The sequence below is a fragment of the Glaesserella parasuis genome (assembly GCF_002015085.1).
Lineage (GTDB): Bacteria > Pseudomonadota > Gammaproteobacteria > Enterobacterales > Pasteurellaceae > Glaesserella > Glaesserella parasuis.
Map to the genome: position 1 here is coordinate 92,208 of NZ_MUXW01000003.1, position 22,562 is coordinate 114,769.

Genomic DNA, 22,562 nt, shown 5'->3' on the forward strand with positions numbered 1-22,562 from the left:
TGATTTTAGGCATAGTAGACAAAATGGTTGCTATGCCCTTTTTTTGTCTACTATGCCTAGCCAAATTCCCCTCCAAAAGTCATTTTTCTTTCAACTTTTAGAGGGGAAACAACAGCTAGTATAAAACCCTAGCCCTAATCGTTCCATCAATCTCTTTCAAACATTTTAATGCCTCGCCAGTCTGTTCGGTTTCAACGTCGATAACTACATAACCAATAGTCGGATCAGTTTGTAGATATTCTGCGGCAATATTCACATTCGCATCAACGAAGACTTTATTGAGTTGATTTAAAATACCTGGGCGGTTTTCGTGGATATGCAATAAGCGTTTTGTGCCTTTATGTTCAGGCAAGGAAACTTCTGGGAAATTGACCGCTGATAATGTAGAGCCATTATCAGAATATTTTACAAATTTACTTGAGACTTCAGTGCCAATATTTTCTTGTGCTTCTGATGTAGAACCGCCAATGTGTGGGGTTAAAATCACATTATCAAATTCGCAAAGTGGAGACTCAAACGGATCGCTTGCAGAAGCTGGCTCTTCAGGGAACACATCAAGGGCTGCGCCACGCAATTTGTCTGTTTTTAATACTTCAACTAAGGCATCAATATCTACCACAGTTCCTCGCGCTGCATTCACTAATACTGCACCTTCTTTCATCTGGGCTAAACGTTTTGCGTCAATTAAATTTTTTGTTGAAGCATTTTCAGGAACGTGTAATGAAATCGCATCACAGGTTGAAAGTAGTTCTTCAAGGCTAGCAACTTGTTGAGCATTTCCAAGCGGTAGTTTATTTTCAATATCATAAAAATACACTTGCATACCGATAGACTCGGCAATAATGCTTAACTGCGAACCAATATGCCCGTAGCCGATAATCCCTAATTTTTTACCACGCACTTCGTTTGAACCAGCGGCAGATTTATTCCAAATACCACGATGTACTTCCGCATTTGCTTTTGGCACTTGACGCATTAACACGATGATTTCACCTAACACCAATTCTGCAACAGAACGAGTATTTGAGAAAGGTGCATTAAACACAGGGATCCCACGACGTTTTGCCGCATCTAAATCAACTTGATTGGTTCCAATACAATAACAACCAATAGCTACTAATTTTTGAGCTTGTTGTAAGACTTCATCTGTTATAAAAGTACGCGAACGGATACCAACAAAATGAGCATCTTTGATCGCATCAATTAGCTCTTGACCATCAAGAGCTTTTTTATGGTATTCAATGTTGGTATAGCCTGCATTTTTCAGAACATCAATTGCATTTTGATGAACGCCTTCCAGCAGTAAAAATTTAATTTTAGATTTATCTAAAGAAACTTTGGTTGTCATATTGCCTTCCTTATACAGAAGAGAGTTGAGTAGCAACCCCCAACCCTCCGTAGTGATTTTTCTTATTCAATAATTTTTGCACCATCAGGCGTACCTACGATGGTCACATTCGCATAACGTTGTGCAAAAATCCCGTTAGTAACAACACCTGCGATATTATTGATGGTATGTTCCATTTTTAATGGCTCAAAAATTTTGAAGTTATACACATCTAAAATCACATTGCCATTATCTGTTACAACGCTTTCACGGTATTCGGGCGATCCCCCTAAGGCTACTAATTGACGAGCAACATAAGAACGAGCCATCGGGATCACCTCAACAGGCAGAGCGAAAGTAGAGCCTAACACATCTACTTGCTTACTTGCATCAACAATACAGATGAATTTTTTTGCAAGTGAACTCACAATTTTTTCACGCGTTAATGCCGCCCCACCGCCTTTAATCATATAGCCTTGCGGAGTAATTTCATCTGCACCGTCAATATAAACATCAAGCTCAGTCACCTCATTGGCACTAAATACTTCAATACCTAACGCTCTTAAACGTTCTTCAGATGCTTTAGAAGCGGCTACTGCACCTTTAATATCACCAGCCATTTCACCTAATGCATCAATAAAACAGTTTACAGTTGAGCCACTTCCCACACCAACAATAGTGTCAGGTTTAACATATTGCAAAGCTGCACGAGCTGCAATTTTTTTCATCTCAAGTTGATCCATAGCGTTCTCCTTAAAGCAAACGTTTGCGTTATTATAGTTTAAAAAAGAACAAGCGGTAAGATCCTTACAAAATTTTGTTGAAATCTTACCGCTTGCGATTAGTTACGTTTCACCGCTTCTGAAATCTCTTCCGCACAACTTTGTGCTAAAGCCCCATCTTCGCACTCCACCATCACACGAATTAGCGGTTCTGTACCTGATTTACGCAGTAAGATACGACCTTTGCCAGCTAAACGTTGTTCAACATCTTTTGCAACAGCTTTAACTTCATCACTGTCTAATGGATTTGCACCACCTGCAAAACGAACATTGATCAACACTTGTGGGAATAACGGCACAGCTTTAGCCAGATCATTTAGGCTTAATTTATGTGATACCATTGCAGCCAATACTTCGAGTGAGGCGACAATACCGTCACCAGTAGTATTTTTGTCTAACACGATAATATGCCCTGAGTTTTCACCACCGAGCTTCCAGCCTTTTTCTTTTAAGACTTCAAGTACATAGCGGTCGCCTACATTTGCTCGTGCAAACGGAATAGCTAACTCTTTTAAGGCAAGTTCAAGGCTCATATTACTCATTAATGTACCAACGACACCGCCGTGTAATTTGCCTGAACGTAATGCTTCACGAGCAATAATAAAGAGAATTTGGTCACCATCAACCTTGTTGCCTAAGTGATCGACCATAATTAAGCGGTCACCGTCGCCATCGTAAGCTAAACCGACATCTGCACCAGCTTCGACTACCATTTGTTGCAAGGCTTTAATGTCCGTTGCACCGCATTTCTCATTGATGTTCAAACCATTTGGGTGTGTGCCAATTTCGATCACTTCTGCACCTAACTCACGCATTACGTTTGGAGCAATATGGTAAGTTGCACCATTTGCACAATCCACCACGATCTTATAACCATCTAGGCTTAAATGTGATGGGAAAGTACTTTTACAAAATTCAATGTAACGTCCTGCCGCATCATTAATACGACTTGCACGACCTAATTCAGCTGAAGCCACGCAATCCATCGGCTGATCAAGCATTGCTTCAATCGCTTCTTCGACTTCATCTGGTAATTTTTCACCGATTGCAGAGAAAAATTTGATCCCATTATCATCATAAGGGTTGTGAGATGCTGAAATTACAATCCCTGCTTCTGCACGAAATGTACGAGTTAAGTAGGCAATCGCAGGGGTTGGCATCGGGCCTGTAAAGGCGGCGGATAAACCTGCCGCTGCCAAGCCAGATTCAAGTGCAGACTCAAGCATATAACCTGAAATACGAGTATCTTTACCAATTAATACTTGTTTAGAGCCTTGAGTAGCAAGCACTTTACCTGCTGCCCAACCCAATTTCAATGCAAAATCAGGCGTAATCGGAAATTGCCCTACTTTGCCACGCACCCCATCGGTGCCAAAATATTTACGTTCTGCCATAAATAATTACCTTAAAAAATATTGATATGCTGGACTATCATTAACATCTTGATAGCGATAACCTAATCGGTCTAAATCTTGTTTAAATGCCTCTTTTTCACTGCCGTTCACAACAAATGCAGCCAAGATGTCACCATAATCTGCACCGTGAGCTCGGTAGTGGAACAGTGAAATATCCCAATCAATTAACGTTTGTAAGAACTTCAACAACGCCCCTTTCTGCTCAGGGAACTCAAAACTGTATAATTCTTCTTGCTGAATAGAACTTGGGCGACCGCCGACCATATAACGAATGTGGGTTTTCGCGATGTCATCATCGGATAAATCGGTAACTGGATAGCCATTTTGTTGTAAATCTTTAATGATCTCTAATTTTTCAGCATTCCCACTAATACGCACGCCCACAAAGATACAGGCTTGCTGATCGTCTGCGTGACGATAGTTAAATTCTGTGACCGCACGATTACCAATAATTTGACAGAACTTGAGAAAAGCGCCTTTTTGTTCAGGAATAGAAACGGCTAAGAGTGCTTCGTGTTTTTCGCCGATTTCACAACGCTCTGACACATAACGTAGTGTGTGGAAGTTAAGGTTTGCCCCCGATAAAATACAGGCGAGATTTTTACCTTCAAGATTGTGTTGAGCCACATATTTTTTCAGTCCCGCTAAAGATAATGCCCCTGACGGCTCTGCCACCGCACGCACATTCTCAAACACATCTTTCAATGCCGCACAGATTTCATCGTTATCGACTAACACAACATCATCAACATACTTCTGACACAAACGGAATGTTTCATCGCCAATACGTTTAACCGCAACACCATCAGCAAATAACCCCACACGTTCTAAATCAACTGGTTGCCCTGCTTGCAAGGCATAAAATAGACAAGCGGAATCTTTAGACTCAACCCCAATGACTTTAATTTCAGGCATCAATTGCTTAATCAGCACAGCAATACCCGCAATCAAACCACCGCCACCGACAGGAACAAAAATATAGTTCAGATCGGCATTTTGTTGTAATAATTCCATACCGATAGAGCCTTGTCCTGCAATCACTAGCGGGTGATCAAACGGGTGAACAAAGGTCATATTCAGCTCTTGGGAAAGCTCAATCGCTTTGGCTTTGGCTTCATCAAAATTTGCTCCATGGAGCAACACTTCCCCACCAAAACCACGTACGGCATCAACTTTGATCGACGGCGTATTTTGTGGCATCACAATTAACGCTCGCAAACCGAGATGTTTCGCAGACAAAGCAACACCTTGAGCGTGATTACCAGCAGAAGCCGCAATCACCCCTGCATTTTTCTGAGCTGGAGAGAGATTAGAAATCATCGCATAAGCCCCACGCAGTTTAAAACTATGCACTGGCTGGCGATCTTCACGTTTAATGGAAATATGATTACCCAAACGCTCTGAGAGCTTTTCCATTTTTTGTAATGGCGTGACTTGGGCAAGATCGTAGATTTTAGAGCTTAAAATGGCACGGAGGTAATCCGTGCCTGATTGTAATGGGGTATCACTCATCGTTCAACCAACCTTTAATTAGTGGTTGCAACCACAACCGCCGTGTCCGTGATGGTGATGATCGTGGTCGTGATGACCGCCACAGCAACCGTGATCTTCATCGTGATCGTGACCACAGCAACCACCTTCTTGATGAACGTGACCGTGAGCAATTTCTTCTAATGTCGCTTCACGAGTTGCAACCACTTCCACAGAGAATAATAACTCTTGACCAGCTAACATATGGTTACCATCAACAACCACTTCATCGCCATCAACTTCCGTGATCACCACAGGTAATGGACCTAAATCTGTGTCGGCGATAAAACGCATACCCACTTCTAATTCATCAACGCCCATAAACACATCTTTTGGCACACGTTGCACCATATTTTCATTGTATTCTCCATAGGCTTCTTCTGGTTTAACACGCACTTCAAAGGTATCACCAACCGCTTTACCTTCTAACGCATTTTCTAAACCAATAACAAGGTTATTGTGACCGTGTAAATATTCTAATGGTTGCTCAACTGGTGCCTCATCAACTAATACGCCATCTTGAGTACGAACTTGGTATGCAATGCTAGGCACAACATTTTTGGTAATTTTCATTTAAGTATCCTTATTTTATTGGGTAAAAAGTTCTAGGCATTGTAGCTTGTTATAGAGGATTTGCAAATGTTAGTAACAAAATGACCGCTTATTCTTACAAGCGGTCAAATTTTGAAATTAATCCACAATATCAGGTGTCACCGCATCAACCACATCAACGGCAGTTCCAACAACACCACCAACAACAGAAGTGACTAAACAGCCACTTACCGAAGTGCAAAGTAAAGTAAGACCGAGTAACTTAATCCATTTCTTCATTTCAAGCCCTTACTTTTCAAATTTCACCTGCCCCGAAGCAAACGCAGAAATAGTGGCTTTGCCTGTCTCAAGTGGAATATCCACATCTGCCTCTTTCGCATAACTTGCGGCTCTTAGTGCGATTGGACGGCTATGATGTTCCTGTCCGTTAGGGGTTTCTAACTGAACATTACTAATAATATAACGTTTCGCATTTAGCCCTTTTTGAATAACTTCGGCTTTGCGCTGAAACTGAGCAATAATGTCTAACGTCATTTCATCTTCAAGAGAAGCTAATTTTTCAGGCGACACACTAAAATGAATTTGACCAATCGCCACATCATCGCCTAAATTCTCAAGCACCTTTGCCATAGCGTCAAAATTTTTACTTTTCAACTGAATGCGACCTTCTGCGAACCAGCCTGTCACCTTACCTTTATTATCGTATTCTGGATAGTTACTAATGCCATCTGTAGATAACTCAATGCTTTTATCTTGTTTCGCTAATTCAATCACCTGATTGAGATGAGCAGAAACTTGCTTTTTCAGTTCATTCAGGTTTTTACCTGACATTCTGCTATATACCTCAGCTTTCATCAGATCTTTATCCACCGCACGACTTACTTGCGTTGAAAACTGGAAAGTCGAGTTGGTATCAAAGGTATTTGGCTCTGCCGATACAGCCAATGAGGTAAATACAAGCGGTAAAATGGCTAAATATTTTTTCAATGTCATTCTCTATTCCTTTTATATCAGGGCGTAAAACACCACTTAGAACGTATTTCTCTTGATTAGTTCAATGTTTAAAATATGTGCAAGATCCTGTCGCACCTTATCTATCTGCCAAGTCACGTTATAGCCAGCCAAGTGCATACCATAAATTCGCTCACTTGGTTTACTTTGCTGATATGCGGGTCGAGGGTCTTGTGCAACCACATCACATAAAAATTGCACAGGATCTTCAATGCCAAATTTCGCAAAGTTCTGACAAGATTTGACCGCTTGTAGTGCTTGCTCAGTCAAAAGCACTTGCAATTTCACCTCAGGTTTATCTTGAGCAAACCCCGATAACGCATTCGGTTCACTATCAGCATAAGCAACGTAAGGTTTAATATCCAAAATCGGTGTACCATCGACTAAATCAACACTGCCTAAATGTAAATAAACCTCGCCCTCTTTAACTTCAATACGATCTAATGCCACCTTCGATAAACCTAACGGATTTGGGCGATGTGTCGCACGGCTGGCAAATACACCAACACGCTCATTCCCACCCAAGCGGGGAGGGCGAACAGTAGCGTGCCACTCTCGTTCAGGAATTTGATGAAATTGAAAAATAAGCCAAAGATGGCTAAATTGCTCCAAACCTCGTACTGCATCAGGCGTATTATAAGGTGGCAACAAACGCAAAATACCTCGCCCTTCACGGACTAAATTGGGCTGACGAGGAACGGCAAATTTTTCCCCATAAGGTGTTTGTATCGTTCCAATGGGAGAAAGGGTTAAAGAGGACGGATTTGTCATAAAAAGGCAAATTTTCTGTTAAAAATCAAAACATATAAGAACATTTTGTAATAAAATACACAGTTTTAAAAGAAAAACTTCATTAAAGTGACTAATTTATTGATATGAATAAAGGTTCTATGTTCTCTATTTGGCTTTCAACGGCTCGCCCAAAAACCTTACCGCTTGCATTAGCTTCTATTTTGGTTGGTTCTGCATTAGCTTTTTGGCAAGGAAAATTTGATTGGCTAACCACCCTACTGGCTTTTATCACAACGATTTTGTTACAAATTTTGTCTAACTTTGCTAATGATTATGGTGATCACATCAAAGGATCTGATACGGAACAGAGGATCGGCCCTTTACGAGCAATTCAACAGGGTGAGATTTCGGGACAACAGTTGAAAACAGCCTTGATTTTTGTTGCTGTATTATCTTTTATATCTGGAAGTGTATTGATTGGTTATGCTTATCAAAGTTGGCAAGATCTTATTGTTTTTGCACTACTTGGCATTTTAGCGATTGTCGCAGCAATTACTTACACCGTAGGAAAAAAACCTTATGGCTATTTAGGATTAGGCGATATTTCCGTACTCATTTTCTTTGGATTTTTAGCTGTTTTAGGTACATTCTACTTACAAGCCCATACCCTACAGTTTGATCTATTACTTCCCGCTTTCGGCTGTGGTCTATTATCTGTGGCAGTATTAAATATCAATAACTTACGCGATATTGAGCAAGATAAACAAGCGGGTAAAAATACCCTTATTGTCCGTATCGGTAGCCAGAATGGACGCCGTTATCATCTTCTTTTACTCAGTTTAGCTGTACTATCCTATCTTTTATTCACTCTGACGAATTTTGCTCATTGGTACAATTTCCTATACTTATTAGCAATCCCTTTACTAGTCAAACACGGTTTATTTGTTTACCTCCACAAACATCCAACAGAACTTCGCCCTATCCTTGGACAAATGGCAGGGTTGGCATTGATAACAAATTTGCTGTTTGGGTTGAGTATCATGTTATAAATCTGGGATTAACTGGCTTACAGTTTGTATATCTTTATAGCTTCTCCGCTTTCTCTGGCAACAACACAGGAATGCCATTTTCAATCGGATAATAAACATTCGCCGAACGGCTAATTAAACGGTTGTTTTCTTTATCCCACTCTAATTTGGTCTGAGTGATTGGGCAAGCGATCGTATTAAGCAGTTTTTCGTTCATTCTGTTTTCTCACTAATTCAAGGACGGGTTCTAATAAACAAGCGGTATCTTGTGCTGAAAATTTTGCAGAAACAGGCACATACCACCAATTTGGTTGAGCAAAACTACGGCATTTTACCGCATCTTTTTCGGTCATTAATAGCGGTAAGCCGTCTTTCTGTAAAGGTTCGATTATGTTTAACGCGTAAGGTTGATGATCAGCAAAGCCATAACTTTCTTTAAGTTGAATGCCAAGCTCTTGCAACATCATAAAAAAACGAGACGGATAGCCAATGCCTGCAAGGGCAATCGCCGACTGATGATAAAAATCGGTTATCGGTTTTTTCTCGCCTGTTTTTAAATTGATTACCCATTCAGGTTCTAACTGCATTAGATGTTCGCCTACTTGTGCAGATTTTCCGTTGCAAATCACCGCTTGCACTGATTTTAAACGGCTTGGAAGCTCTCTCAATCCACCTGCCGGCAAGACAAAACCGTTGCCAAAACGACGCTCGCCATCGACAACAACCCACTCCATATCTCGTTCAAGGGCGTAATGTTGTAAGCCATCATCAGTAATAATGAGATCCAACTCAAATTGGCTCAATAATAGTTCAATGCTTTGTCGGCGGTTCGGCGAAACGGCGACTGGAGCGAGTGTTCGTTGCGCAATGAGTACAGGCTCATCCCCCATTAATTCGGGATTGCTATCGGCTGTGACTAACTGTGGATATTGCTTGTTTTTTCCACCATAACCACGGGAGATAACACCAACTTTCACGCCACGCTGTTGAAGCTGTTCTACCAACCACACGACCACAGGTGTTTTGCCGTTTCCGCCAACAGAAATATTTCCCACCACTAAGACTGGCACTGGCGAGCGGTAAGATGTTAGGATTTTTTTGCGGTATAACATCACTCGAATTTGGCTAATCAACCAAAAAAGCAGGGAGAGAGGGGCAAGTAGCCAAGTGACGAGGGATTTTGTTTGCCAGATGTTCATAGTTGTTATACGTAAAGTCATTTATATGTTTCTATGATGTACTGTCCATTCTATGGCATCAAATAAGTAATGTCTAAAAAATAAATTATTTTTGTAAGCATAGGGCGTGTTGATCTTTTAAGTACAAAAAACAAACGACATAGAAATTTGGTATAATTTAGTTCGCCAAAACCTAACCATCCCATACAAACTATGTCGCTTAGAACTATTTTAACAGATAATCTTTGGAAACGCCTAGCTTATTTACTCGACCGTACAGGACGTGTTTATAATAAACCTGAACATCGTAATACAGTGGAAGGGATTTTATATCGCATTCGTACGGGATGCCCTTGGCGTGATTTACCTGCTGAATTTGGCTTGTGGAACACGATTTATCGTCGGTTCAATCTTTGGTCTAAAAAGGGTGTTTGGCAAGAAGTGCTAAAATCATTTAGACAATATATTGATTCTGAATGGATTTTTATTGATAGCAGTGTCATCAAGGCTCACCAGCATTCAACAGGCACAAGCGGTCAAAATCTGCAAGCGATTGGTAAAAGTAGTTGATTCCAGCATAGCATGACTATAAAATAAATAATAATCATTATTAACTTGTGCATAACAACATGAACTCTTATAGACAACAAATCACCCAGCTTCTTGCTGAAAACCCGAATATGATTACCCTTGAAATTGCGGAAAAATTAGCTCTCCCAGAAGGGCAAGTGCTTTGCAATTTACCGAGTGAATTTGTCCGCTTGTTCTCTGCAGATAGAGCGGAAGAGATTCTACAAGCGATCAGTCAATGGGGAACATTTACAACTATCATCGAAAAAGAAGGTTCCATTTTTGAAATTAAAGACCGTTTTCCAAGCGGGATCTTTGCTCGAGGTTATTACAATTTGAATATGAAGGATCAAGAAGGCACACTTCACGGGCATTTAAAGCTTGATAATATTGCTCGAATTGCCTTTGTTAGCTTGCCGTTTAGAGGGAAAGAAAGCTACAACATTGCTTTTATTGCACATAACGGGCAAACCATTTTTAAAGTGTATCTCGGTCGAGATGAGCAGCGGCAACTCTTCCCAACACAAGTTGAAAAATTTAAGACATTTCAATAAAAAGGAGCGATAAATGTCAAATCGTCAAGAAGTATTACAAAACCGTTTAGGGCCAGAAATTCAAGAATTTAAAGCAAAAATGAAAACATTGGTGCTTGCCACTGTGGATAAAGAGGGAACCCCTAATGTAAGTTATGCACCATTTGTGATCAACAATGGTGAATATCAAGTATTGATTTCCACCATTGCCCGCCACGCATGCAACCTACAGGAAGTGCCGAAAGTGTCGTTAATGTTGCTGGAAGATGAAAGTCAGAGCCGTGAAATTTTTGCTCGTCGCCGTTTGACCTTCGACGCAACCGCTCGCATTGCCGAACGCTATAGTGATGAGTGGAATGATGGCATTGCCAAATTAAAAGCCCGTCACGGCGATTTAGTCGATGAGTTAGCAACCTTGCAAGACTTCAAACTGTTCTGCTTTAAACCACAACAAGGATTATTTGTAAAAGGGTTTGGTAAAGCGTTCCAAGTAAGTGCTGATGAATTAGTGAATTTTGTTCATCTTGATGAAGGGCATAATAAAGAAATCGGTCCGCACAAGAAAGAGGCATAAAATATAAGCGGTCAGTTTTCGCAAAAAATTTGCAGAAACTGACCGCTTGTCTATTTATGGTAAACTATTCAGCGTCTTCTTTCGCCCATTCTAATGAACGTTTCACCCCGCGCGTTTCCAACCTTTGTAACGTCTTGCACGTTTTTCTTCGTCATTATCTGGAAGAAGGTTTTTTCGATTTCCGCTTTACCGCGTAATTCTTCTAAGCTACCCCAGAAACCTGTTGCCAAACCTGCAAGGTAAGCCGCACCAAGAGCGGTCACTTCTAGCACTTTCGGACGTTCTACTTTAGCATTGAGAATATCTGCTTGGAACTGCATTAAGAAGTTGTTCGCAACTGCACCGCCGTCTACGCGTAAAGTCGCTAATTTCGCACCGCTGTCCGCTTGCATTGCGTCTAACACTTCACGAGTTTGGTAAGCGATAGACTCCAATGTTGCACGCACAATGTGGTTACGGTTTGCACCACGAGATAAGCCCACGATAGCACCACGCGCATACGGATCCCAATATGGTGCGCCTAAACCCGTAAACGCAGGAACAACATATACACCATTTGTACTGCTCACTTTAGTTGCAAAGTACTCTGAGTCACGAGCGTCGTGGATAATCTTAAGTTCATCACGCAACCATTGAATTGATGCACCGGCCATAAAGATTGAACCTTCTAAGGCATAGCAAGGCTCACCTTTGGCGTTACACGCAATGGTGGTTAATAAGCCGTTTTTCGATTCAACCGCTTGATCGCCGGTGTTCATCAACATAAAGCAGCCTGTACCGTAAGTATTTTTCGCTTGACCAGATTCGACACAAAGATGTCCGTAAAGTGCCGCTTGTTGGTCACCTGCAATTCCTGCAACAGGAATACGCACGCCATCCATACCACCAATGTTGGTTTGTCCGTAGATTTCAGATGAGTTTTTCACTTCAGGCAACATTTCGCGTGGAATATCTAATAGTTCCAACATTTTGTCGTCCCACTGTTTGGCATGAATGTTGAATAACATCGTACGAGAAGCATTGGTATAGTCGGTAACGTGGCTTCTTCCTTGAGTCAATTTCCATACTAACCAAGTATCGACCGTACCGAATAGTAATTCACCTTTTTTCGCACGTTCTCTTGCACCTTCTACGTTATCCAAAATCCATTTCACTTTTGTGCCTGAGAAGTACGGGTCTACCACTAAACCTGTTGTTTTACGAATATAGTCAGCGTGACCTTCTGCTTTTAATTTTTCACAGAAATCAGATGTACGGCGACATTGCCATACAATCGCATTGTAAATCGGTTTACCTGTTTCTTTTTCCCAAACAATCGTGGTTTCACGTTGGTTGGTAATACCAATCGCCGCAATTTCATCGGCTTTTACCCCTGCTTTTGCAACAACTTCATTTAAAGTTGAACTCTGACTTGCCCAAATTTCCATCGGGTTATGTTCAACCCAACCCACTTGCGGATAAATTTGAGTAAATTCACGTTGTGCCACTTCAACAATGTTTGCATTTTTGTCTAATAACACCGCACGAGAGCTGGTTGTGCTTTGATCTAAGGCAATGATGTATTCTTTAGTCATAGGATCACCTCTGAAAATTATTTAAGATTACATGGTAAATTTTTACCAATAACACGGGTATAGATAAAGCCACCTAATAAAGCCCCAACAATAGGGCCAAAAATAGGTACTAGGAAATAAGGAATATCACGTCCGCCAGTGAGCGCTATATCTCCCCAACCAGCTAAGAATGCAAAGAGTTTTGGGCCAAAATCACGATCAGGGTTCATCGCAAAGCCAGTTAATGGCCCCATTGCACCACCAATAGTCGCAATGAGTAAACCGATAAGTAAAGGAGCCATTGCACCTCTTGGTAAACCGTTACCATCATCCGTTAAAGCAAAAATTAATGCCATTAATACGGCGGTAATCACCACTTCAACAAAGAAGGCTTGTAATACGCTGATATGTGGATTAGGATAGGTCGAGAAAACACCTGCAAAGCCGACACCTTCACCACGCACAATATTTTGTGCCGCTTCACTGGCAGCAAAAAGATCTTTATATAAGAAGTACACTAATGCTGCCGCACAGAAAGCACCGAGCATTTGAGAAATAATGTAAGGCAGAATTTTTTGCCATCAAAACAAGCGAATTTCCATAACGCAATAGTAACAGCAGGGTTTAAGTGAGCACCAGATAACCCCGCAGAAGCATAAACAGCCATTGCGACCGCAAGTCCCCACACGATTGAAATTTCCCACAAGCCGAATGTGGCTCCAGCAACCTGTGCTGCGGCAACACAGCCTGCCCCAAAAAAGATAATCAAACCTGTACCAATAAATTCACCAATACAAGCAGCTTTTAATGATTTGTCCATAAATTCCCCCTAAGGAAATTAAATTAGAAAGTAAAAATGTTTGAAAACGAAAGTTTTCGAGGGTGAGATATAAAAAAAGAACACTTTACGCAAACAATTAAATAAAAATTTGTGAAGTTGCTCACAATTTTTTAAAAAAGAAAGTGATTTTTGTGAAATGTTAATATGTATCCCAAATACGTTACAAACTTTATAGCCGTTTTGTTAGATAAAAATAAGCATATTTCATTAATCTCAACTGTCGTTTCCAGCGAGTAGGCTGATGTAAAATACGAAACAACCACTCCAAACCTAAATTTTGCCAACATTTAGGAGCTCGCTTAACCTTACCGACAAAGACATCATAAGTGCCTCCTACCCCCATATATAGTGCATCAGGATAAAGTTGCTGAGCTTTTTGCATAAATTTTTCTTGTTTTGGCGAGCCCATCGCCACGGAAATAAATTTCGCACCACTCGCTTTTATTCTCCGGATAATTTCTTCTTCCTGCTCTTTAGCGAAATAACCATTTTGTGTTCCAACCACTTTTACTTGCCATTCCTGCAATTTCATTGCTGTTGCTTGTAAGGTATCCTCTGAGCTTCCAACTAAGAAAACAGGTAAACAGCATTCTCCCAACTCAGCCATCAATCTCTCCCACAAATCAGCGCCTGCAATGCGTTCAATTTTCGAATACTTCGGATATTTAGATCTGATAGTACAAACTACACTTATTCCATCGGCATATTTATATTCAGCCTCCTCTAATAGCCTTTTCATTTCATTATCTTCTTGATAAATCATAATTTTTTCAGCATTTATTGCTATCAATTTACCTGTTAGAAGAACTCCATTATTCAATAAATAGGCTACCAAAGTTTGCTGATTTTCAACGGCTAATAACTCAACTCCACCAACTGATACTTTATTCATACCCCTCTCTCACCCTATTTATCAAATAGGCTACTATATAAGAAAATACAAAAATCACACTAAAGAAGCAGAACCGTGAAATAAAAGCATCTATGCCTTCTCGTATCAATACAATCAAATTGAACAAATTTGCCAAACAATAACTTTGAATAACTGCCGAATTTTTTCCATAGGCAAAAAAATTATCAAAGATACGTATTAAACCACCAACCACCGCCATTCCTATAGCAATCATTGGTATCCCCCCCATAATATAAAAAGAGCCTAATAACGTTGGCGACATCGCTAAACCAGAAAAGTTACCTAATACACTTTTCGTGAAATAGTTTGCTGTATTCCACACGATGTCTGGGCGTTCCTCCCATAATGATTGAGGAATATACACATAAAAATCACGCACGATAGGCATTAATCCTTGAAACTCAATCTCTGCATCCATTATTTTTGCTACATTTTCCCAAGGCGAAAAGGTATCACGTGTCAAATAAAGAAAAGTGTAAAATGCTTCCGAACCTTGTACATTAAGCCGATACCGCCATAATGCCAACAAAAACATTGCAATAACTGTCAAAAGCCCTGCCCTCACCAGCCATTTAAATGATAAAAACCTCCGCAAATACCCCAACAGCATAAACATAACAAAGGCTAATGCAAGGTTAGCTCGTGTGCCCCCAACGGCTAGGTAACTCAACACCCCAAATGTCATTCCAGCTACCAAAAATAGCCACCAACTTTCTTTAGTAGGCTTTAAGAAAAACCAAATTAACAAGGCGGGTAAAAAGAAATAAAAGAAACGTTTTAAAGCCACACCACTAACTTGTGCAGAAAAAATGTGGCTATATTTTTCTAATTTGAATAACAATAGCCCTTGATTTAACAACATAAATACTAACAGGCTCAGTATTGCAATCGTCATTAAAATCCAAGCGGTCAAATTAGCTAGCGATTTTACCTCCACCGCATACCTTGGTATTTGCTTATTTCTTCCTATGTAAAGATAACTTACGTAATAGATAAGATAGCCGCCTAAAGCTATTGCTAGTATGTTCCACAACATTGAGATGGCAGGAAGGCGATATTCAAATAGCTCTGCCATCGTCATCGAAAAAGGAAACCCGCCGAAGAAGGTAATAAGATAGATGCCACTAAACAGCAAATGGAATGAAAAGCCTTGCTGGCGATAATCTCGTTGAATTATCCAAACCAACACACTTATAGCGATTACATAAAAAAGGATTAATCCCGCTAACATGTTAATGTTCCTTAAACAAGGTGGGTAATTTTTACTGAAATTAGACCGCTTGTAAACTAAGAGAATGTAAACAGTTCAGCCATTCTTGCTTATAACTTAGAGGGAAAAAAGTAATTTTACTTTTATCAAGTAAAGCCAACTGGGATTTAACTCGTATAATCTCTGAGTTACTGATTTCATCTGCGAAAAGAAAGCTAATTCCCTCCGCTTGTAAATCTTGTTGAAAAGGATTTGCTCTATGAATGGCTATCGGGATGTTCATCTGTATGAGTAAACACATCGTTCCGATCCCTTGCTGACGCTCAAAAGGAAAGTAACCAAGATCACATTGAGACAGTAGATCCAAATAAGACTCAAATTCTAATTTCTGAGTAAGAATGTTCACCTGCCCTTGTTGGAAGTCTTGTTCTGCTTGTTGGCGAACTTGAGCAATATATTTTGAATTACCTGCGGGATACCCCATCGGCACGACTATTCGTACATTTTCGCCAAATATCTCTCGAATTTGCTTTAATCCAAGTAAATGTTGATTGCTCGGATCGCCAGAATTTCCTAACAAAATTGTCCGTTGATATGAACATTTTTTAGTCGGAAAATTCGTAGGCATTCTAGTTGGAAAATAAAGCCGTTGATCAAGAGAGCTCTTACGTTTTAATTGTTGATAAGCGTGATTTAAATCTCCTAAAGTTCCCCACAAGCGTGCTATTTTACGTTGTGCAAGTCTTCGCAATGGATAAAACAATCTAAACTTTAAAGAAGAAGAGAGCTCATAAAGATCTGCTCCCCAAATATGCCAAACACAACGATTTGCTGGGACTAATCCTAACAAGATAGCTAACCACAACGATGCATTGAATTGCCCATGTAGCACAAACCAAGCGGTTGGTTCCTTTCTTGCAATTTTGATAACTTCTTGAGTGAGTAAATATTCATCTGGATATGAATTAATATCTAATAATGTAAAAGTTTCAGACAAATCACTACGACTAACAACATAAAAATGAAAAGCATTCGGTAGTTCATCCAATAATTCATTTTGGAAGAAATTTAGTATTGTGTGATTGTGATGGGGAATATTAGCCCCTAAAACATGGATTATATTTGCCATATTCCATCTATACCATATTAAAAAGAATAGTCTTGATGTGACATATAAATCACTATTTAAATGTTGCCAAGTGTTCCTATGATATTTAATCCTTTGACCCATGCTTTAATATTCATTTCACATTAATGACATTATCTATAATTTTTGGTAAATATATTGAGCAACAATAGAGAAATATACGTGAGATTTGAAAATTTTCCTGTAAAATTTTACCTCATAAGTTGAATAATTATAGCCAGCCATAATGTTAAATACAAAAGAAAAACAGAAAGAACCCATAGCGAAAAAGCCCTACTTTATCCCAACTTGCTTAAAACTAGCTCTCTTAGCCACTTGCTATGTTGGGATATACGGCATCTATTTAGATGGAAAAATTCGTTCTAAAATGGACGGGCAAATTTGGCAATTGCCTGCCGAGGTCTATAGTCGTATCGAAAGTGTTCGCCTTGATGACAATCTTACCCTTGAGCAAGTCAAACTCGCCTTGTTAGACAATGGCTATCGTGAAGTTTCATTAATTGCAACACCAGGTGATTTCAAAATTGAAGGTGACAATCTTGTTTTGCTTCGCCGTGCTTTTCCTTTCCCTGAAAATCCTGAAGCTCAACGTGTACTGCGTTTACGCTTTGTCAGTGATAAACTCGCTCGTATTGAAGATTTAGTGCAATTTAAAGAGGTCGAGGAATTTCGTCTTGACCCTAAAATGATTGCAATGTTGCATTCGGATAACGATGAAGAACGTCAAGCGTTACGTTTGCAGGATTATCCTCGTCTGCTTATTGATGCGTTGCTACTTACCGAAGATAAGCGTTTCTATCAACACGAAGGAATTAGTCCACTGGGGATTGCTCGAGCCTTTTTGACAAACTATCAAGCAGGCAGAACAGTGCAAGGGGGCAGTACTTTAACTCAGCAATTAGTTAAAAACCTCTTTTTAAGTAATGAAAAAACCTTAGTGCGTAAAGTAAATGAAGCGTTAATGTCGCTGATTTTAGATTTTCGTTACGATAAAAACCGCATTCTCGAAACCTATCTAAATGAAATTTATCTTGGTCAAAATGGTAGTTATCAAATTCACGGTTTTGCTCTGGCAAGTCAATTCTATTTTGGTCGTCCTATTCAAGAAATTAATCTAAATCAAATCGCTCTGCTAGTGGGAATGGTGAAAGGTCCGTCCCTCTATAATCCGTGGAAAAATCCAGAAGGGGCATTAGAACGCCGTAATGTTGTGTTGCGTGTATTGCTAGGACATAAGGTGATTAATCAAGAATTGTATGATTTACTTAGTAAACAACCGCTTGGCGTGAAAGAGAAAGGGAATATCTATCGTCAGCAACCTGCGTTTATGCACGCCTTAAATTTAGATATTAAAAGTCAGTTGGGTGAGAACAAATCTGCTCTGCTGTCAGGGGCAAAAATTTTCACGACTTTAGATAGAAAACAACAGCGTTCTGCGGAAATGGCGGTTATCAATGGGGTATCCGAATTAGAAAATAGCAGTAAGAAAATCAAAGAGTTGCAATCTGCTATTGTGGTGGCGGAATATAAAACGGGTAAAGTACGGGCGATTGTCGGGGGAGTACAGACACAATATGCTGGCTTTAACCGTGCTATTCAAACCAAGCGTCAAATCGGTTCATTGGTTAAACCGTCTATTTATGCCATTGCTTTGGCAAATCCGCAGTATTTCCGTCTTAACACGCCGATAGCTAACCAACCGATTACCATTACCGTTGGAAGTAATACTTGGACACCTCGTAACTATGATCATCGTTTTAGCGGTTCTGTGATGTTAATGGACGCTTTGGTTCGTTCCCTTAACATTCCTACGGTAAACATTGGAATGAAACTTGGGCTGAAAAATGTGATTGCCAAGCAGAAAGAAATGGGCTGGGATAATGCCGAAATTCCACCTTATCCTGCGACATTACTCGGCTCTTATTCTATTTCACCTTATGATGTCACGAAGTCTTATCAGGTTATTGCAAATGCTGGCTTAAAAGTACCGCTTACCACAATTGAAGCAATCATATCCCCAACAGGTGAAATGATTTATCAGCCTGTTCTCACGCAGACAAGTAAACGCGTTTTGCCTGCAGAAGCCACGATTCAAACACTTTATGCAATGCAACAAGTAACGGAGCGAGGTACGGCTCGTAGCCTACAGGCAGATTTTGCACAACTGCATATCGCAGGCAAAACCGGCACCACCAACAATGCACGAGATACTTGGTTTGTCGGCATAGACGGTGAAAATGTCACAACCGTTTGGTTAGGTAAAGATAACAATAGCGATACCTATCTCACCGGTTCAAGTGGTGCATTGCAAATATATAAAGAGTACCTTAAACGTGCCGAACCCTTGGCATTCAAGCTACCAAGCATACCAACTATTCAATGGGTAGGTATCAACAGCTACGGCTCTTGGGACTGCTCCAGCCCTCGTCAAATTCCTGTTTGGAAAGATAAAGGACAACGCTATTGTACGGGTGGCGGTTCTGTAGTTGAAGCAAAACCAAGTGTGTGGGACGCATTATCACTAGGCAAAGACGTCCCTCAAACCCAACCGAATAAAGCCGACGAAGCAGAAGGGCAAGCTCCGATTGAGGAAGAACCATTAGAGGAATAGATTAAGAACGGCATAGTAGACAAAAATTACGGGCAAAGGGTCATTAGTTTTCATCTACTCTGCCATATCTTACAATTCTTACGCTTTTTCCGCCTCTAATCTTTCAAAAGAAAGCACTTTGCGTTCAACTCTGCGTAAGATTACGGTCATAATCCCTGTAATAACCAAATAAACTACACCGGCTAAACCATAAATGGTTAATGCATCATACTCTGTACCATAAAGCTGGCGAGCATAGCCCATAATATCCATAATGGTAATGGTTGAAGCGAGTGATGTTCCTTTGAATACTAAGATAATCTCATTGCTGTAAGACGGTAATGCCCGTTTTAATGCATAAGGAACAAGGATTTTCAAGGTCTGTAATCGACTTAATCCTAATGCAGCACAAGTTTCCCACTGCCCTTTTGGTATCGCATTGACCGCACCGTGAAATAGTAAGGTGGTATAAGCAGAACTATTTAATGCAAGGGTGAGCATTGCACAGAACCACGCATCTGATAACAAAGACCAAAATGGACTTGCGACAATCCAAGGAAACTGCCCAGGACCTGCATAAATCAAGAAAAACTGTACTAACAATGGCGTTCCAGTAAATAGGGTTAAAAAGCCATTTACTATTCCTTTTACTAGACGATTTTCCATTGAAAGTAAAAACGTCATTCCAACAGCAAGGAAAAATGCCACGATTAAAGAAACAAACGTCAGCAATAAACTAGTCGGGATACCTTGAACTATCACCATAAAGTATTCTTGCAACATTATCTACCCCCTCTTTCAAAACGAGTGAAGCGTAGCTCTAATTTACGAATAATCACTTGGCTAACTAAGGTTACACCGAGGTAAATTAATGCTGCTGTGCCGTACCAAGTAAATGGCTGATGAGTGCTGGTGTTAATTAACTCCGTTTGTCGCATAATATCGTGTACACCGATTAAAGAAACCAAAGCGGTATCTTTTAATAACACTAACCACTGATTGCTTAACCCTGGTAAGGCGTGTCGCCAAACCTGTGGCATCACAATGTTTACAAAAGTATAGCCACGACTTAATCCAAGAGCTGCCCCAGACTCCCACTGCCCAAGCGGAATAGCTTGAATAGCTCCACGCAATGATTGAGAAGCGTAGGAAGCAAAAATAATAGATAGTGCCACGACACCACAGCCAAATGCACCGAGTTCGACATATTCCCCTGTGATCATTTCAAGCACTTCAGGCGCACCAAAATAGATTAAAAAGACCACTAAAATTTCAGGCAAACCACGCAATAACGCAACAACAACTGTGGTTGGTTGACGCACCATTGTCCATTTATGCGTTTCAAGCACCACAAAAAGAATGGACAATAGTAATCCGAGCAATAAAGAGCAAACTGCCAACCCTAAGGTCATTAGGGTTGCAGAATACAATAGAGGAAGATAATCCAAAAACATAATGATTATTTAGTCATCCATTTATCATAAATTTTTTGGTACTCACCGCTTGCTTTAATCGCTGCGATACCTTTGTTTAATTTTTCAACTAACTCAGTGTTAGATTTTTTCACTGCAATGCCTAAGCCATTGTTGAAATAACGTTTATCTGTCACTTTCTCGCCAACAAATTGTGCTTCAGGGATTTTGCCTAACATATCTTTTAACACATCAGTGTCACCAAAGATTAAATCAATACGACCATTTTTTAAGTCTAAGATTGCATCTTGTAAATTCGCATAAGATTTTGCTTGATATTGTTTAGCTTCTGCCGTTGCGTATTGTTGGTAAGTTGTACCGTTTTGTACACCTACTGTTTTAGCAGATACTAAATCTTTACCTTGTAAAGCAATATAGCTTGCTGAACTTTCGTAGTATGGTGCTGAGAAAGCCACTTGTTTTGCACGAGCTTCTGTAATATCAATTGCTGAAATTGCCGCATCAAAACCGCCACGCCCTTTAATTAAGCTAGGGATTAACGCATCAAACGATTGAGATTTAAATTCGCAAGTCGCTTGGACTTCTTTACAAATTGCATTTGCAATATCTACATCAAAGCCAACGATTTCACCTTTCTCATTGGTTTGCTCAAACGGTGGATAGCTTGGCTCCATTGCAAACGTAATTTTGTCATTCGCATAAGCTGAAACTGCTGTTGCTGCCAAAATGGTTGCTAAAAGTAATTTTTTCATAGTAACTCCTATTAATTGTATGATGTTGTGATTAATCTGAATGTGAAAGATATTGAGCAAATTGCGTTGTTTTTGGTTGTTCAAAACAGCTTGCATCGCCCATTTCAATAATTTTGCCTTGTTCCATATACACCACTTTAGTGGCAACTTTACGAGCAACAGAAACCTCGTGTGTCACAATCACTTGGGTGATCCCTGTTTGTTGTAACTCTTTAATAATATCAACAACTTGAGCGGTAATTTCAGGGTCTAAAGCAGCTGTTGGCTCATCAAAAAGCAACACTTCTGGTTGCATCATTAACGCTCTTGCAATCGCCACACGCTGTTGCTGACCGCCTGAAAGCTGTAACGGAAAACGTTCTGCAAAGGCAGTAAGTTGCAAACGTGCTAACAAACCTTTGGCTCTTTCTACCGCTTGCTCTTTAGTTAAACCCAACACTTTCATTGGTGCTTCAATCAAGTTTTGCATTACACTAAGATGTGGCCATAGATGATACTGTTGGAACACCATTCCCACTTCTTTGCGTAATAATGCTACCTGTTTCGCATTGGTTTTAGCGGTCAGATCAAACTTGTGATTTGCAATTTCAAGCTGACCAGATTGCGGTACTTCCATTAAATTTAACGTGCGGATTAAAGTACTTTTCCCTGCACCACTAGGGCCGAGTAACACAACGGTATCGCCTTTTTCAATGTTTAAATTAATATCAAACAAGGCTTGACTCGAACCGTAAAAGAAATTGACATTACTAATGCGAATTGCCATTAACTACTTCCTATCAAAGTTTCAAAACTGAATAGATATTAAATTTTATTGCATAAATATGCAAGTGATTTTTGTAAATTTGAGGTAAAAATTTTGATGAAAAAATTAAAATACATATCTGTAAT

The 22,562-nt window shown here is 40.0% G+C and carries 21 protein-coding genes and 3 pseudogenes; 5 read left to right on the forward strand and 19 right to left on the reverse strand.

Annotated elements, in window-relative coordinates; all coding sequences use genetic code 11:
* Window positions 1–115 precede the first annotated feature (115 nt).
* The 8 genes from serA to tsaA form a co-directional block, all read right to left on the reverse strand.
* Entirely contained in the window at window positions 116–1,348 is a 1,233-nt protein-coding gene (gene serA / locus B0183_RS01945; protein ID WP_005712064.1) for a phosphoglycerate dehydrogenase, read from the reverse strand.
* A gap of 62 nt (window positions 1,349–1,410) precedes the next feature.
* The gene (gene rpiA, locus B0183_RS01950) at window positions 1,411–2,070 is read right to left on the reverse strand and encodes a ribose-5-phosphate isomerase RpiA (protein WP_015939591.1); all 660 of its coding nucleotides are present in this window, start codon (window positions 2,068–2,070) and stop codon (window positions 1,411–1,413) included.
* A 98-nt stretch (window positions 2,071–2,168) separates the two neighbouring features.
* Window positions 2,169–3,503: a phosphoglucosamine mutase gene (glmM, locus tag B0183_RS01955; RefSeq protein WP_021112676.1), complete on the reverse strand. Its 1,335-nt coding sequence runs from the start codon at window positions 3,501–3,503 to the stop codon at window positions 2,169–2,171.
* 6 nt (window positions 3,504–3,509) lie between these two features.
* Complete coding sequence (gene ilvA / locus B0183_RS01960) at window positions 3,510–5,036, reverse strand: threonine ammonia-lyase, biosynthetic (RefSeq protein ID WP_005712058.1); 1,527 nt, start codon at window positions 5,034–5,036, stop codon at window positions 3,510–3,512.
* Between the two features lie 18 nt (window positions 5,037–5,054).
* The gene (gene slyD / locus B0183_RS01965; RefSeq protein ID WP_005712056.1) at window positions 5,055–5,627 is read right to left on the reverse strand and encodes a peptidylprolyl isomerase; all 573 of its coding nucleotides are present in this window, start codon (window positions 5,625–5,627) and stop codon (window positions 5,055–5,057) included.
* Window positions 5,628–5,744: 117 nt separating this feature from the next.
* Window positions 5,745–5,885: a hypothetical protein gene (locus tag B0183_RS12230; RefSeq protein ID WP_005712054.1), complete on the reverse strand. Its 141-nt coding sequence runs from the start codon at window positions 5,883–5,885 to the stop codon at window positions 5,745–5,747.
* 9 nt (window positions 5,886–5,894) lie between these two features.
* Window positions 5,895–6,599 carry an SIMPL domain-containing protein gene (locus B0183_RS01970; protein WP_021113786.1) on the reverse strand — a complete coding sequence of 235 codons (705 nt, stop codon included), beginning with the start codon at window positions 6,597–6,599 and terminating at the stop codon, window positions 5,895–5,897.
* A 36-nt stretch (window positions 6,600–6,635) separates the two neighbouring features.
* Window positions 6,636–7,388, reverse strand: coding sequence for a tRNA (N6-threonylcarbamoyladenosine(37)-N6)-methyltransferase TrmO (gene tsaA, locus B0183_RS01975; protein WP_016527609.1), 753 nt, complete (start codon window positions 7,386–7,388; stop codon window positions 6,636–6,638).
* A gap of 104 nt (window positions 7,389–7,492) precedes the next feature.
* On the opposite strand from tsaA, the gene B0183_RS01980 reads away from it, so the two are divergent.
* Entirely contained in the window at window positions 7,493–8,398 is a 906-nt protein-coding gene (locus tag B0183_RS01980; protein ID WP_078208247.1) for a 1,4-dihydroxy-2-naphthoate polyprenyltransferase, read from the forward strand.
* Between the two features lie 34 nt (window positions 8,399–8,432).
* On the opposite strand, the gene B0183_RS01985 is transcribed toward B0183_RS01980, so the two are convergent.
* Window positions 8,433–8,594, reverse strand: coding sequence for a Trm112 family protein (locus tag B0183_RS01985; protein WP_016527607.1), 162 nt, complete (start codon window positions 8,592–8,594; stop codon window positions 8,433–8,435).
* Window positions 8,575–9,576, reverse strand: coding sequence for a tetraacyldisaccharide 4'-kinase (gene lpxK, locus B0183_RS01990; RefSeq protein WP_078208279.1), 1,002 nt, complete (start codon window positions 9,574–9,576; stop codon window positions 8,575–8,577). The genes B0183_RS01985 and lpxK overlap by 20 nt, the downstream gene beginning before the upstream one ends.
* 192 nt (window positions 9,577–9,768) lie before the next feature.
* Between lpxK and B0183_RS01995 the strand changes: the two are divergent.
* The 3 genes and pseudogenes from B0183_RS01995 to hutZ all read left to right on the forward strand — a co-directional run.
* A pseudogene (locus B0183_RS01995) lies at window positions 9,769–10,119 on the forward strand (IS5 family transposase); the annotation flags it as partial.
* Between the two features lie 65 nt (window positions 10,120–10,184).
* Window positions 10,185–10,679, forward strand: a complete 495-nt coding sequence (gene hutX / locus B0183_RS02000; protein WP_016527605.1) for a heme utilization cystosolic carrier protein HutX — start codon at window positions 10,185–10,187, stop codon at window positions 10,677–10,679.
* Window positions 10,680–10,692: 13 nt separating this feature from the next.
* Window positions 10,693–11,232, forward strand: coding sequence for a heme utilization protein HutZ (hutZ, locus tag B0183_RS02005; RefSeq protein WP_078208248.1), 540 nt, complete (start codon window positions 10,693–10,695; stop codon window positions 11,230–11,232).
* 64 nt (window positions 11,233–11,296) lie between these two features.
* Here the strand turns inward: hutZ and glpK are convergent.
* The 5 genes and pseudogenes from glpK to B0183_RS02030 form a co-directional block, all read right to left on the reverse strand.
* A pseudogene (gene glpK / locus B0183_RS02010) lies at window positions 11,297–12,806 on the reverse strand (glycerol kinase GlpK).
* A 17-nt stretch (window positions 12,807–12,823) separates the two neighbouring features.
* Window positions 12,824–13,605, reverse strand: a pseudogene (locus B0183_RS02015) (MIP/aquaporin family protein).
* Window positions 13,606–13,795: 190 nt separating this feature from the next.
* Window positions 13,796–14,518, reverse strand: a complete 723-nt coding sequence (wecG, locus tag B0183_RS02020; RefSeq protein ID WP_005712037.1) for a lipopolysaccharide N-acetylmannosaminouronosyltransferase — start codon at window positions 14,516–14,518, stop codon at window positions 13,796–13,798.
* Complete coding sequence (gene wzyE, locus B0183_RS02025) at window positions 14,511–15,770, reverse strand: ECA oligosaccharide polymerase (protein WP_078208249.1); 1,260 nt, start codon at window positions 15,768–15,770, stop codon at window positions 14,511–14,513. Before wzyE ends, wecG begins: the two co-directional genes overlap by 8 nt.
* 40 nt (window positions 15,771–15,810) lie before the next feature.
* On the reverse strand, window positions 15,811–16,878 hold the full coding sequence (locus B0183_RS02030; protein WP_078208250.1) for a TDP-N-acetylfucosamine:lipid II N-acetylfucosaminyltransferase: 1,068 nt from the start codon (window positions 16,876–16,878) through the stop codon (window positions 15,811–15,813).
* Between the two features lie 244 nt (window positions 16,879–17,122).
* Here B0183_RS02030 and mrcB point away from each other — a divergent pair, with 244 nt between their 5' ends.
* Entirely contained in the window at window positions 17,123–19,507 is a 2,385-nt protein-coding gene (mrcB, locus tag B0183_RS02035; RefSeq protein ID WP_021113796.1) for a penicillin-binding protein 1B, read from the forward strand.
* Between the two features lie 78 nt (window positions 19,508–19,585).
* Here mrcB and artM read toward each other — a convergent pair whose 3' ends face one another.
* Genes artM through artP form a run of 4 tightly spaced genes read right to left on the reverse strand, consistent with a single transcriptional unit; the run spans window position 19,586 to window position 22,437 of the window.
* Window positions 19,586–20,269: an arginine ABC transporter permease ArtM gene (artM, locus tag B0183_RS02040; RefSeq protein WP_078208251.1), complete on the reverse strand. Its 684-nt coding sequence runs from the start codon at window positions 20,267–20,269 to the stop codon at window positions 19,586–19,588.
* Window positions 20,269–20,940, reverse strand: coding sequence for an arginine ABC transporter permease ArtQ (gene artQ, locus B0183_RS02045; protein WP_078208252.1), 672 nt, complete (start codon window positions 20,938–20,940; stop codon window positions 20,269–20,271). The genes artM and artQ overlap by 1 nt, the downstream gene beginning before the upstream one ends.
* Before the next feature lie 5 nt (window positions 20,941–20,945).
* Entirely contained in the window at window positions 20,946–21,671 is a 726-nt protein-coding gene (locus B0183_RS02050; protein ID WP_021112677.1) for a transporter substrate-binding domain-containing protein, read from the reverse strand.
* 31 nt (window positions 21,672–21,702) lie between these two features.
* Complete coding sequence (artP, locus tag B0183_RS02055; protein ID WP_005712022.1) at window positions 21,703–22,437, reverse strand: arginine ABC transporter ATP-binding protein ArtP; 735 nt, start codon at window positions 22,435–22,437, stop codon at window positions 21,703–21,705.
* Window positions 22,438–22,562 lie beyond the last annotated feature (125 nt).